Annotated in this window: 13 protein-coding genes and 1 tRNA gene; 9 read left to right on the top strand and 5 right to left on the bottom strand. The window is 41.4% G+C overall.

The window, feature by feature from the left end; translation table 11 throughout:
• Window positions 1–601 precede the first annotated feature (601 nt).
• A complete protein-coding gene (locus H6G28_RS08375) occupies window positions 602–1135 on the bottom strand; it encodes a hypothetical protein (RefSeq protein WP_206758256.1) in 534 nt (177 codons plus the stop codon).
• Between the two features lie 59 nt (window positions 1136–1194).
• Here H6G28_RS08375 and H6G28_RS08370 point away from each other — a divergent pair, with 59 nt between their 5' ends.
• Window positions 1195–1344, top strand: a complete 150-nt coding sequence (locus tag H6G28_RS08370) for a hypothetical protein (RefSeq protein ID WP_190670223.1) — start codon at window positions 1195–1197, stop codon at window positions 1342–1344.
• 24 nt (window positions 1345–1368) lie between these two features.
• Here the strand turns inward: H6G28_RS08370 and H6G28_RS08365 are convergent, their stop codons facing one another.
• Window positions 1369–4245 carry a tetratricopeptide repeat protein gene (locus H6G28_RS08365; protein WP_199332801.1) on the bottom strand — a complete coding sequence of 959 codons (2877 nt, stop codon included), beginning with the start codon at window positions 4243–4245 and terminating at the stop codon, window positions 1369–1371.
• Between the two features lie 218 nt (window positions 4246–4463).
• Here H6G28_RS08365 and H6G28_RS08360 point away from each other — a divergent pair, with 218 nt between their 5' ends.
• The 3 genes from H6G28_RS08360 (at window position 4464) to H6G28_RS08350 (ending at window position 6485) form a co-directional block, all read left to right on the top strand.
• A complete protein-coding gene (locus H6G28_RS08360; RefSeq protein ID WP_190670221.1) occupies window positions 4464–4727 on the top strand; it encodes a hypothetical protein in 264 nt (87 codons plus the stop codon).
• A gap of 270 nt (window positions 4728–4997) precedes the next feature.
• The gene (locus tag H6G28_RS08355; protein ID WP_190670219.1) at window positions 4998–6029 is read left to right on the top strand and encodes a hypothetical protein; all 1032 of its coding nucleotides are present in this window, start codon (window positions 4998–5000) and stop codon (window positions 6027–6029) included.
• A gap of 84 nt (window positions 6030–6113) precedes the next feature.
• The gene (locus H6G28_RS08350) at window positions 6114–6485 is read left to right on the top strand and encodes a hypothetical protein (protein WP_190670217.1); all 372 of its coding nucleotides are present in this window, start codon (window positions 6114–6116) and stop codon (window positions 6483–6485) included.
• Window positions 6486–6677: 192 nt separating this feature from the next.
• On the opposite strand, the gene pyrE is transcribed toward H6G28_RS08350, so the two are convergent.
• Window positions 6678–7298, bottom strand: coding sequence for an orotate phosphoribosyltransferase (pyrE, locus tag H6G28_RS08345; protein WP_190589911.1), 621 nt, complete (start codon window positions 7296–7298; stop codon window positions 6678–6680).
• Between the two features lie 100 nt (window positions 7299–7398).
• Between pyrE and H6G28_RS08340 the strand changes: the two genes are divergently transcribed.
• Entirely contained in the window at window positions 7399–7815 is a 417-nt protein-coding gene (locus tag H6G28_RS08340) for a hypothetical protein (RefSeq protein ID WP_190589910.1), read from the top strand.
• A 157-nt stretch (window positions 7816–7972) separates the two neighbouring features.
• On the opposite strand, the gene H6G28_RS08335 is transcribed toward H6G28_RS08340, so the two are convergent.
• A tRNA-Ile gene (locus H6G28_RS08335) sits at window positions 7973–8045 on the bottom strand.
• A 190-nt stretch (window positions 8046–8235) separates the two neighbouring features.
• Here H6G28_RS08335 and H6G28_RS08330 point away from each other — a divergent pair.
• On the top strand, window positions 8236–8934 hold the full coding sequence (locus tag H6G28_RS08330; protein ID WP_190589909.1) for a hypothetical protein: 699 nt from the start codon (window positions 8236–8238) through the stop codon (window positions 8932–8934).
• A 99-nt stretch (window positions 8935–9033) separates the two neighbouring features.
• Entirely contained in the window at window positions 9034–10377 is a 1344-nt protein-coding gene (locus tag H6G28_RS08325; RefSeq protein ID WP_190670215.1) for a hemolysin family protein, read from the top strand.
• Window positions 10378–10576: 199 nt separating this feature from the next.
• On the opposite strand, the gene queC is transcribed toward H6G28_RS08325, so the two are convergent.
• A complete protein-coding gene (gene queC, locus H6G28_RS08320) occupies window positions 10577–11272 on the bottom strand; it encodes a 7-cyano-7-deazaguanine synthase QueC (protein WP_190670213.1) in 696 nt (231 codons plus the stop codon).
• Between the two features lie 496 nt (window positions 11273–11768).
• Here queC and H6G28_RS08315 point away from each other — a divergent pair, with 496 nt between their 5' ends.
• Window positions 11769–12848, top strand: coding sequence for a Gfo/Idh/MocA family oxidoreductase (locus H6G28_RS08315; protein WP_190670211.1), 1080 nt, complete (start codon window positions 11769–11771; stop codon window positions 12846–12848).
• Between the two features lie 166 nt (window positions 12849–13014).
• Entirely contained in the window at window positions 13015–13629 is a 615-nt protein-coding gene (locus tag H6G28_RS08310; RefSeq protein ID WP_190589905.1) for a DedA family protein, read from the top strand.
• Window positions 13630–13748 lie beyond the last annotated feature (119 nt).

Here is a 13748-nt window from a genome sequence, read left to right as displayed (position 1 = left end):
ACAACCAATCTATCATCAGCATTAATTATTCATAGCCTGAAGTGGTAGTTCCATCGTTGCCATTTCTTTTGGTGTATGCCGAAATAAAGATAGGTAAAAACAGAAGAAACAGCCCATAGCTGCTGTGAAACTATGGGCTGATTAATTCATTGCTTGGTAATTGCAGTATAAGCATTTCTCATTAGCTCTATCCTCTACTAGAAGAATTAAGCTGAAATGAAAATTGTGAACATTCTTAACGAAAAAAGGTTAATTCATTTCAACTTCTGGTAGAGTCCAACCCTCAATTAACTACATAGGATCAATACAGTAAAGCTCAAGCATAATTGCATTGCATTAGAATTTACCGCACTTTTGAAGTAAGTGCGGTACACCATGAGTAATAAGTAAATTTCTGACTCATTATTCATTACTCATTACTTTTTTCAATCAGTTGCTGTACCTTATAAACATCGAATCTACTGTATGACATTTAATTACAGATTGACCAAAGATGAACTCAAGAAAGCCATTGATGAGATGAAAAGTGAGAGCGATCGCACCATTGAAGTAAGCTAATTTTACTCTCCACCATGACCCTTGTAAGCGATCGCCTCTCGTTTTATACTTTGAACAGGAGCGTAGACGCTGGCGGCTTGTCGTCAGACATCGCCCTCATAACACCATCATTGCACCTGCGAACACGAAACTTCGAGTAAATAAGTGGAGCGATCACCTTTACAACACCATCATTGTACTTGCGAACACGAAACTTCAAGTAAATAAGTGGAGCGATCGCCTTTACAACACCATCATTGTACTTGCGAACACGAAACTTCAAGTAAAAAGGTCGAGCGATCGCCTTTACAACACCATCATTGTACTTGCGAACACGAAACTTCAAGTAAAAAGGTCGAGCGATCGCCTTTACAACACCATCATTGTACTTGCGAACACGAAACTTCAAGTAAAAAGGTCGAGCGATCGCCTTTACAACACCATCATTGTACTTGCGAACACGAAACTTCAAGTAAAAAGGTCGAGCGATCGCCTTTACAACACCATCATTGTACTTGCGAACACGAAACTTCAAGTAAAAAGGTCGAGCGATCGCCTTTACAACACCATCATTGTACTTGCGAACACGAAACTTCAAGTAAATAAGTAGAGCGATCGCCTTCACAACACCATCATTTTACTTACGAACACGAAACTTTGAGTAAAAAGGTAGAGCGATCGCCTTCACAACACCATCATTTTACTTACGAACATAAAACTCCGAGTTCAGAACAAGAACATTCTCATTTAAAACAACGCCCTTGCGCCTTCCTTTGCGCCTTTGCGCGAGATAAAATCATGATCTGAGACTCAAAATTACTGTTGTGGTTTTCAAGAGTCGCGCAAATCTTCTAAACTTTGACGCACAGCAACAGTATCAGGATGATTTGCGCCTAATCGACGCTCAAAAATATCTAATGCTTGTATGTACAAGGCTTCAGCCTCGCTGTATCTGCCTTGGTCACAGTAGATTCCCGCCAGGTTGTTGAGGCTTTGTGCGACATCTCGATGTTCATCTCCCAGCAGTTTGCGCCTGAGTGCCAAAGCTTGAATGTTAAGGCGTTCAGCTTCGCTGTATCTGCCTTGGTCACGGTAGAGATACGCTAGGTTGTTGAGACAAGCAGCAACTTCTGAATGTTCATCTCCCAGCAGCTTGCGCGTGAGTGCCAAAGCTTCGATGTAAAGGAGTTCGGCTTCGCTGTATCTGCCTTGGTAATTGTAGAGTAACGCTAGGTTGTTGAGGCTTTGTGCGACATCTCGATGTTCATCTCCCAGCAGCTTGCGCGTGAGTGCTAAAGCTTGGATGTAAAGGGGTTCAGCTTCGCTGTATCTGTTTTGGGAGTCGTAGACTGCTGCTAAGTTGTTGAGGATTTGTGCAACAAATGGATGTTCATCTCCCAGCAGCTTGCGCGTAAGTGCCAAAGCTTGAATGCAAAGGGGTTCGGCTTCGCTGTATCTGCCTTGGAAACGGTAGAGATACGCTAAGTTGTGGAGGCTATTGGCGACATCTGGATGTTCATCTCCCAGCAACTTGCGCCTGAGTTCCAAAGCTTGGATGTAAAGGAGTTCAGCTTCGCTATGTCTGCCTTGGTAGTTGTAGAGTAACGCCAGATTGTTGAGGCTAGTGGCGACATCTGGATGTTCATCTCCCAGCAGCTTGCGCCTGAGTGCCAAAGCTTGGATGTAAAGGGGTTCGGCTTCGCTGTATCTGCTTTGGAAACGATAGAGTACCGCTAGGTTATTTAGGGTTTGTGCGACATCTGGATGTTCATTTCCCAGCAGCTTGTGCCTGAGTGCCAAAGCTTGAATATGAAGGGCTTCGGCTTTGCTGTATTTTCCTTGGGAACTGTAGAGTTCTGCTAGGTTGTTTAGGGTTTGTGCGACATCTGGATGTTCTTTTCCTAGCAGTTTACGCCTCATTGCCAAAGCTTGGATGAGCAAAGGTTCGGCTTCACTGTATCTGCCTTGGTAACGGTAGAGTTCCGCGAGGTTATTGAGGCTAAGTGCAACATTAGGGTGTTCTTCTCCCAAGCGTTTCTTAGTTATTTCCAGACACTGCTCATACCAAGGTGCTGCTTTATCATATAGTCCTTGGCATTTGTAAAACGAAGCATTGCCAATAAATGGCTGAATTAAATCATTATTACTGACAAACTGAATGAGATTGTTTGCTACTTCAGCTAAATGAGGTATTACTGGGGCGATATTCTTAATTTGCTGAAGTGTGGCGGTGTCAGGAATATCCTTAGCAACTGCTACCATTACCCCACAAAATGATCGCTTAAATTCCTCTTTCTGCTCTAAATTTTCCAGCTTATCTTTAAAAAACTCCCGCAGCAGGGGATGGAGTTGATAAATTCCCTCACCTTTAGACTGAAGTAAATGTAAATGTAACAACTCACGTCTAGCTTGTTTCCAATCTTGAACCTCATTATTTATTATTACACCCTCCACTAAATCCCAAGGAATCGGAGCTAAAGCAAATAAACTCAAAACACAGCCTAAACGTTGGGCATTTTCTCGCAACCGTCGCCAACTCAACTCAAACGCAGCAGTAACACCCAACTTAGCAGTCATTTCCGGTTGAGCTTCATCTAAAGCCGGATTTTTCAAACGCTCATTTTCCAAGTCTTGCAGCATTTCTGCTAGGGATAACTCCTCATCACCTAACAAATAACGCCCGACTAATTCTAAACCCAAAGGCCAATATCCCAACCACTTACAAAGTCTTCGCGCAACTAACGGTTCACGCCGCAGCCTTTCCCTACCAATTATGGATTTTAATAACTGCATTGCCGCGAGTGGTGTCAGCAAATCTAAATCTAAACGCACTATTGGCGGTTGTAATTTCTCCCGCGTGGTAATTAACTGCTTAAACCGCGCCGGAACAGAATCTAAATAACATCTAACTTCTTCTCGATAGTTAGTGACGTTATCAATTACCAATAAAACCTCACCCTCATGCCATTTTGAAAGACAGAATTGTACTCGCGCAGCTAAATCTAAATCATCTGGGATGTTCAATAGCAGCTTATTACGAGCAAAATCCACCAGTTGCACTCCCACATCCTGCGATGCAGACAACCAGCAGATTCCGCCTTGATAAGTGACACGGTGCGAATTGGCATATTGTAAAGCAAGTTCTGTTTTCCCGACTCCACCCATCCCCAAAATAGCCGCAATAGCTACCTGTTGATTATCCCGCAAAAAACGATGGAGGTTTTGCAATTCCCTTTCTCGCCCGACAAATTCCACCACGCCACTGAAGGGAAGATTTTCGTAACGGGTAGGCGATGATTGAGTTTTTTTACCTTTCTCACGCTGCACGCCTGGTAATTCTTCTCGTCGGCGTTGCCATTCTGCATCAAATTTCTGCAAATTCCCGTCTTTGTCGCTTTTGTCATACCAAAGGTTCAGGCGAAAGTACCAATCCTCGGAGCCTCGTTTGTGTTCGCGCAAGTCTTCGAGAATACCTAGAAAATCCTCAAGTCGTTTTAATGCTTCCCTGACTTCTTCTTTAGTTAAACCGCCGAGTTCCGCCAGAACTCTTAGCTGTGTTCTGACTATTACTTGCTGCTTTGTTTCCCAATTGAGAGCAATTTTATAAAGTTCACAGTCTTCTAACTCATCATTGGCATAAGCCAAAAACTTTTCTAAAAGTTTCCTTACCCGCGCTTCGACTTCATCACCGTAGCTAACACGCGCCATAGGTTATTCTTGACCAAATTTGCAACAAAGTTTGGGGAATCCTCAAACTTAATTTAACATCCCTAAACTCAAACTTCCACACATTCAAGCATTACAGACAACAGACAACTGCTTTTGCTTCCAGGTACTACCCCAAAGTTACATTATCTAAATGTGATTCTGCACAAAATCCTTTGCAACCAGCAAATTGGCCAGTTTGAAAAGGATAAATATATTTAATGGCTAAAAAAATCATCACACTAGAACAAGCTCGTCAAGCAAAACAAAAAGTAATCAGCATCTTAGAAAACCAACCAAACCTACATGCTGGAGTAGGTTTAGCTTCGACTGTTTCTGGTTATGCTGTCAAAATTCACTTGTCAAGCTCTCTGCCAAAAGATTTTAGCCTTCCTAAAACTGTGTCTATAAACACAGAAGTTGTTGGAGAATCTCTAGAAGTGCCTGTAAACACAGAAATCGTTGGAGAAGGTTACGCGCTTTAACAGATAAATATAAAAGGCACTCACGTTGTTTTATACTGAAAACTGTAGATAGAAAGCTATTACAACTTTCTATCTACAGTTTTTTTAGTTTCACAGAAAATCACAGCCCTGCTACTGTAGATTCAGATTAGGTAAAACTAAAGCAATCAAAATTTTGCTGTTTTCTACTAAGTTAGCTATTTAGGATTTATTCAAAATCTAATTTTTTCTAAACAGGTGCTGATGGTCTTCTGACGAAGAAAATAGAGAAGCAAAAGGTAAATCTTGGTTATGCACTTAGACAGTGTGAGAGAGTTAAAGATAAAAGTTAAACAACAAATTGAGGAAATTATGGGAGAATTAGCTATCTCATATTCATCCTTCAAGAAGCATGATTTGTTTGATTTACCAGGTGTAGGAATTCATTCAACATGCAAAAATAATGATTACAGACTAGCAATTCATGTGAATGATAAGCGTCAACTTGGAATCATTGAAGAAAAAATTAAGTATCTTTCAAAGGGAGAAGTAAATATTACGGTTACAGGTAAAGTTTACGCACAAACACATGGTGCAAGACCTTATTTCCAGCGTCCTTTATCTATTGGTCTATCAATATCCCGAAGAGATGCAGCAAATGATAGAGGGACAGGAACTCTTGGGTGCTTTGTAAAAAAGCGTCATAAAGAAGAAATTTTTATTTTAAGTTGTAATCATGTTTTGGCAAATATAAATAATGCAAATATTGGTGATTCTATAATACAACCAGCAGTGGAAGATGAGGGTAAGCCTGAGACAGACTGCATTGCTGAACTATATGAATTCATTCCTTTAATAAAATATGATGATAATCAACATCAACTAAATTATAATTTAGTTGATGCAGCTATAGCTAAAGTGAACAATATTAATGAAATAGAAAATTTATGCCCTTTCTATCATAATAATTTATTTCAAAATTTTTATAGGCTCAGGAATGAAAGCAGCAACCCATTATTTGCAAAAATCGGGCGTTCAACTAATCTAACCATTGGAAAAATGAATGCCTTTGAGATGGATAATATAGAAGTAATATATAGAGATCATCATAATCATGATATTTTAAACATGAAATTCAACAATTTGATTGCAATAGAAGGATTTACCATACAAGGGTATCAAAATAATCCATTTAGTAAGACAGGAGACAGTGGCTCAATTATAATAGACCAAGAAGGCAATCCATGCGCTCTATTAGTTGCTGGTACAGGAAATGGTATTACCTATGCTAACCCAATTGAAACAGTTGTCCAAGAGTTAAATATAGAGTTCTTACAAAGGTAAAAACCTTACTCAAAAAATATAGTAAGGAATACAATCAAGGACGCAAAGCAAAGCTCGAATTATAATTCAATAGGAGAGTGGGAAATGTCCGAACAAGAAGAATTTAATATCCAGGAATTTCAAGACAAAGTTTTAAAAGCAGTTGATGTGATTTTATATTCAGAAAATCTCCCTCCTGACATTCCTGTGGCATTTGCAACAAATGGCGATGAAAAATCAAAACAAGAAATTGAAGAAGCATTAAAGAAAAAAGATGTCAAGAAAATAATTTGTCCTGTTTTAAAAAGTATTACAAATGAAGCTTCAAATATTGCTAACGCAATTACACCCGTCCTAGTTGGAGCCGTGTTAGCGGGAACTTTAGTAATTCCTCTAAATCCTATTTTCTTTGGTTGGCTGGCTGTGGTTATTGCCAAGGGAGGGATAGCAGCTATTTGTGCTGATTATGATAGTTAAGAGAATTAGTATTAACTAAGTTTTTATCTCATGTCTCTGTATTTCAAGAAATGCTAACCCAGCCTTCGGCAATAATCTATACTTTAAACCAAACCATCCTCAGTGAGGGAGGATGGTTTCGTAGTTGATAAGTAGGTAGACAAAATTAATTGCACAATGTCATTGCGGCGATCGCGCAACCCAACCTACGCTTTAACCAGCTAATTCCCGATAGCGTTGTTGAACTTCTTCAATTCCAAACAACGCTTCAAACTTTAGACCAACAGATTGGTAAAGTTCTGCGCCTCCTTGCTTGCGGTCTACCAGTCCAATTACTTGCTCAACAGTATATCCTGCATCTTTCAGCCGATTTACCGCTTTTAAAGCAGACTGACCAGTTGTCACCACATCTTCCAAAACGACGATTTTTGCACCTTCAGGCAAAGTCGGCCCTTCAATATAAGCTTTCGTTCCGTAACCTTTGGCTTCTTTGCGAATAATTAGTGCTGGTATGGGTCGGTTTTCATAAACAGAAACCACACTCACTGCTGTCACAATAGGATCAGCCCCTAGTGTTAAACCTGCCACAGCTTCAGTATCCGCAGGTAGTAAGGGAAATAGTAAACGTCCAACGGCTAAAGCGCCTTGGGGATGGAGTGTTACCTGGGTTTTATTAATGTAATAGGTGCTACGTAGTCCTGAAGCCAGCACAAAATCACCTTCTTGATAGGCGAGTTGGCAAAACAAGTCTAGTAGCTTGTGGCGCAAAGTAGCTAAGTCAGCAGTGGTGGCCCAAATATCAGCCGGAGTAAGGGTTTCAGTAGAATGCGTCATTACAAATGATAATCAGTTGTGCTACACCAAAGGTTGAACTCATCAGAGTTCTGCAATTAAGCATAAGTTAAGATTCGCTCAAAATTGAGGAGTTAAGGGAATGGGTATAAAATTTAAATCCTTTGGTGGTCTTGTGGTACTTTTAGCTACTGGTTTAATTTTTCCGGCTGTGGCTTCTGCTGAAGCAGATACACCTAATTATGAAACAGCTAATGAAGCTTTTGAGCGAGCTTATTTCCGTCACGATCGCAATTTTTATGAAAATAACACAGCCAAACGTCAGTTACACAATTTTCTCGGTAATGGTTCCGGTTTTCGCAATACTTTCCCAGAAAATGAAATAGCCCGTGATGCTGAGTTAATGAACACCCTCTATCGAGATGTTATGACTCAGCAAGCCGGTAATGACCCTTATCTACGCACACCAGATTTACCCAACCCTTATGATAGTTCCTTACTGTCATCTCCTCGCTTAAATAGTGACAAACTCAAAGTCGGTACAGAATTCCGCTTTTAGAGTGCTGAGTGCTGAGTGCTGAGTGCTGAGTGCTGAGTGCTGAGTAGTTAAAGGGGGTTATGGAGTTAAATTAACTTTGGCATACAACGGCTAGAGTCATCACTTAAAAGAACTTATTACTCAGCACTTTCAACTCAGCACTCAGCACTTAAAAAAATCCAGGGTGCAGGAGTTGAACCTGCCTTGGGCGAATTATGAGTTCGCTGCCTCAACCGCTCGGCCAACCCTGGTCGAATATCAATTTTATCTCAAGTTTGCCAATTGTCTACCTTTTTACCACAGTTTATCAGATTTTTATACTACATAATTTAATTATGAAATTATGCACACTATGATTGATGAAGTTCGTTTAAGGATTGAGGTACATAACTTCAATGCTCTTAATATAGACCAGCATTCTTCAGCAACAGCTTGTCAGCGATGAAAATAAATTCTACTGTAATACTGACTTTGGTTTTGTTAATCCTGATGTTGGGCGCAGGGTCTGTCAGCGCGTTTTTAGGTTTCAATTTGGGCAGTCTAGCTCTCAAAGGAGTATCAACTCCAGATGGTCGCCCGACAACCAAATTCGCCAGTGCTAAGACCAATAACTCCCAACAGCCAGGCGTAACTTTATTAAAAGAAGAAGAAATATTAAAAATTGTTAAATCTCGGATTGACGGTAAGGCGAAAGCTAACCAATCAGAAAAATTAGACGACGAAGACGAAGAAATCAATAAAAAACAGAAGCCTCAAGAAAAGCCACAGGAAGCAGTTGAAGAAAAACCCCAACCAGGATTTCCGGTGAGTGCGGAAAGTGAAGGTGTGACGTTTGCGGTGCAATCGGCGCGTTACTCTGGAGGCGATTTACTTCTAAAAGTGAAAATGCAGAACAAAGGTAAGGATTCTGTGCGCTTTTTGTATAGTTTCTTAGATGTGACCGACGACAAAGGCAGAACCTTGAGTGCTAGTACAGAAGGTTTACCCGCAGAATTACCCGCAAATGGGCCGACATTTTCCGGTACAGTGATTATTCCTACAGCTTTACTGGATGATGTGAACAAAGTCTCTTTGTCTTTGACAGATTATCCTGCACAAAAACTCAAGTTAGATGTCGCTGACATCCCTGTAGCAAGGTAAAGACGGGAAAGTAAAAAGTCAAAAGTAAAAAGGCAAAAGAATCTTTTTACTTTTACCTTTTACCTTTTTACTTTAAGAGAGTTTACACGAGTTTAGGCAGTGATTGGTTTTCCTGGTTTAACTTGGGCAGATGTAGGGTTGCGATTATTATCAGTACTACTACTGATTGCCATCAATGCCTTTTTTGTGACGGCAGAGTTTTCGATGGTGACAGTGCGGCGATCGCGGATTCATCAGTTAGTCAAGGCTGGTGACATACAAGCGATCGCAGTTGAAACATTACAACGCAGTATTGATAGGCTGCTATCAACAACACAGTTAGGCATTACCCTTTCGAGTTTGGCACTGGGGTGGATTGGTGAAAGTACAATTGTGGTGCTGGTAAACACATGGCTACAATCTTGGCCGTTACCAGCAACGACCACTAAGTTCATTTCCCATTCGCTATCAATTCCCCTGGCCTTTTTTTTGGTAGCTTATCTGCAAATTGTCTTGGGGGAATTATGCCCAAAATCACTAGCTCTACTCTATTCTGAACAATTAGCACGATTTTTAGGCCCTTCAGTTAAAGCGATCGTTCGTTTTTTCAGTCCCTTTATCTGGATTCTCAACCAATCAACTTTTTGTTTGTTACGCATTTTTGGCATTGAATACACAGGCCAAAGTTGGAGACCACCTGTAACATCGGAAGAATTACAGATGATCATTGCCACAGAACGAGAATCTACAGGTTTAGAACATTCTGAACGCCAACTGCTGAATAATGTCTTTGAATTTGGTGATGTTACCGCCCAAGATGTAATGATTCCTCGCAATGGCATTATTGCTTTACCCAAAGATGCAACCTTCCAGCATTTACTCCAGGAAATGACCACTACTGGTCACTCCCGCTACCCCATTATTGGCGAATCTTTAGATGACATTCGCGGGATTGTTTACTTTCGAGATTTAGCCCAACCCTTGGCAATAGAGAAACTCACTTTAACATCCCATCTCCAACCGTGGATGCGTCCCGCCCGATTTGTCCCAGAAAACACACCCTTGAGTGAACTCTTGCCCATGATGCAGCAAGAAAAACCAGCTATGGTCATTGTCGTCGATGAGTTTGGTGGGACTGTAGGGCTAGTGACCATTCAAGACGTGATTGGTGAAATTATTGGCAATACAGGGGAACGGGAAAACAACGAAGACTTGTTAATTGAAATTGTCGATCAAGACACATTTTTAGTACAAGCACAAATTAATCTCGAAGACCTCAACGAAGTCTTAAATCTCAGTTTGCCTCTAGCTAGGGAATATCAAACTTTAGGCGGTTTTGTGCTTTATCAATTACAGAAAATGCCGACTAAAGGTGAAATCTTTTTATACGAAAATCTTCAGTTCACCATAGTCTCAATTGTCGGGCCAAGGCTGCATCAGATTCAAGTGCAACGCTTGTTGTAGGGGGGAAGGGGGGAAGGGGGCAAGGGAGACAAGGAGGACAAGGGGGACAAGGGGGACAAGGGGGACAAGGGGGGCAAGGGAGACAAGGAGGACAAGGGGGACAAGGGGGACAAGGAAGTAAGATTTATACCTTACCTCTCAACCTTGTCTACCCCCTCACCCTTGTCCACCCCCTTTCCCACTCCCTACTCCCTACTCCCTACTCCCCACTCCCCACTCCCTCCACATAAGCCAGTGGATCTTGTAATCCCAGTTCTTCAAAAGCTGCTAGTCGCAAGCGGCAAGAATCACAGACTCCACAGGCAATATCACCACCGCTATAGCAAGACCAAGTTAAGTGCCAAGGAACGCCTAATTTGTTACCAAGTTGGATGATTTCGGTTTTTTTGAGATGAATCAAAGGGGCAACGATCGCAGTTGCATCACCTTCTCGTCCTTGTTTGGTTCCCAGGCGAAAAACTTCTTGCATTGCCTGGATGTAGTCAGGACGACAATCAGGATAGCCGGAATAATCCAAGGCATTCACACCAATGTACACACGTTCAGCTGCGATCGCTTCCGCATAGCCCAAGGCAAAACTTAAAAATATCGTGTTCCGTGCAGGTACGTAGGTTATAGGAATATTTTCTGACATCTCCTCCAAGGAACGGGCTTGGGGAACATCGATTTTTTCATCTGTCAGTGCTGAACCACCCCATTTGCGTAAGTCAAAATTCACCACCTGATGTTCTTCTACACCAGCAGTTTGCGCCACCAGCATCGCTGAGTTTAACTCTCGGCGATGTCGCTGCTGATAATCAAAAGAAATGGCGTAGCACTCACAACCATCTGCTTTGGCTTGATAAAGTACAGTAGAAGAGTCTAATCCCCCAGACAACAAAATTACGGCTTTCATCTTGGCTGCCAATTTTTAGATTTCTCATTGCCAAAACATCATAATTAAAAAAACTGTCAGCCAGCCTGACCACTCGATTTTTTTTCCATACTGTACCAGTTTATAAACTGGACTATTCTTGAAGTGTTATGGTAGCTATTTTTGTAATTTTACTGACAGGAAAATTATTTATTTACAACGTTATTAAGATGGTAAATTTCCTGGTATCCAATACTCTGACTAAGATTGAGAAACTTTCACTAAAAATTGATTTTGTGTTTAAAGTTAATAAAAAAACACATTAGCTATTGTGTTAAGAGCAAAAACCTGATTGATTTAGAACTGAACAGAAAAAAGACAGCCAGATTGCGGGAACTATCGCAAACTTTGAAATTCTTCATAAACAGAGCCTCTATGTTACCATCTGGATGGTTTTAGACGGATCATAACTGGCTGTTCAGTATAATTGCCAACGGCCGCAGCGTCTCTAAATTTGGTGGTTGAGGAGAGAACAATAGTGCAAAATAGCATGTCAGTGGCAGAATCAAATTCATACACACAGCGCAATCAGCCACGACCGATTCGCGTGGGTGTAGTCGGGGTGGGTAACATGGGACAACATCATACCCGCGTCTTGAGTTCAATGAAAGATGTTGAACTAGTCGGTGTGGCAGATATCAATGTTGAACGAGGCTTAGAAACCGCCAGCAAATACAAGGTGCGTTTTTTTGAAGATTATTGCGACTTGCTACCCCATGTGGAAGCAGTGTGCATCGCCGTACCGACTCGCCTGCATTATGCCGTGGGGATTAATTGCCTATTAGCGGGAATTCACGTTTTAATTGAAAAGCCGATCGCTGCTAGTATTTCGGAAGCAGAATCCCTCGTCAATGCAGCCGCAGAATCAGGGTGCATTTTACAAGTAGGTCATATTGAGCGATTCAATCCTGCATTTCAAGAACTCAGCAAAGTCCTGAAAACCGAAGAATTGCTGGCGCTGGAAGCTCACCGGATGAGTCCTTACTCCCATCGTGCCAATGATGTTTCAGTCGTGCTGGATTTAATGATCCACGACATTGACTTAATGCTAGAACTAGCCGCCTCTCCAGTTGTCAAACTGACAGCCAGTGGTACTCGTGCTTTAGATTCTGGTTATTTAGATTACGTCACAGCCACCTTGGGATTTGCCAATGGTATTGTTGCTACGCTGACAGCCAGTAAAGTCACGCACAAAAAGATTCGGCGTATTGTTGCTCATTGCAAAAACTCCTTTACGGAAGCAGATTTTCTCAAGAACGAAATTCTGGTTCATCGCCAAACAACCACCAATTTAACTGACAATCGTCAGTTACTTTACAAACAAGATGGTTTGATCGAAAAAGTCTCTACCACCAATATTCAGCCTTTGAGTGCAGAACTAGAACATTTTGTCAACTGTGTTCACGGTGGTAATCAACCTTCCGTTGGTGGTGAGCAGGCGCTAAAAGCTCTGAGACTAGCTAGTTTAATTGAGCAAATGGCTTTGGAAGATAGAGTGTTCAACCCATTAGACTGGCAGTCAGAATCGAGAGTTCAATCCTTAACTTCCACAATCTAATAGTTTTGTTCAATTGAATACATAAAATACTTAGGGGCGTAATTATTGCGCCCCTAAAATTTGGCTAATCATTACCCCAGAGATGACGGATTATCAGTAAAGTTTTAAGAAGATTAAGGCTAGATTAGGCAAACAAACTTGTGCCGCAGTTTTAGGAATATACTCAATGCTTGAATGGATTACTAATACGATCAATTCCTTGGGATACGTAGGAATTGCACTGTTAATGTTTGTAGAGAACCTGTTTCCCCCAATTCCTTCAGAATTGATTATGCCACTGGCAGGATTTACCGCTAGGGCAACACCAGACCGATTAAATATTCTGGGAGTATTTTTTGCTGGACTTGTAGGTTCTGTAGCTGGCGCACTTGTGTGGTACTATCCTGGTAAGTTTTTGGGCGAACAGCGCCTAAAACGATGGGCGGATCAGTACGGTAAGTGGTTAACCATATCCAGCAAAGATATTACCAAAGCAAAGCATTGGTTTGATTCTCAAGGTAGCAAAGCAGTGTTAATTGGTCGTCTTGTACCGGGAATCCGTACATTGATTTCCGTGCCAGCAGGCATTAGCGATATGCCTCTGCTACCATTTTTATTTTATACAACCTTGGGTAGTGCTGCCTGGGTAGGTTTGTTAACATACTCAGGGTATATTTTGGGTAGCCAGTATGAACTTGTGGACAAGTACCTTGCCCCAGTATCAAAAATTGTGCTTGGGACTTTGGTTTTGGCATTTGTGGTCTGGATACTCAAGCGTAGGCAGAAACGGACTAGACACTAAAATACACCACCCTGATTTAAAGTTTATTTAAAGTTGGGGGGTTACATCTGGTAAAAATTCGCCTACACTATGCCAAATAATGCTGAATTTGCGATCGCCTAAATCAGCATTAGGCGTAT

The organism is Nostoc sp. FACHB-190, from assembly GCF_014696905.1.
Lineage (GTDB): Bacteria > Cyanobacteriota > Cyanobacteriia > Cyanobacteriales > Nostocaceae > Nostoc_B.
This window is presented reverse-complemented; position numbering and strand designations above follow the sequence as displayed.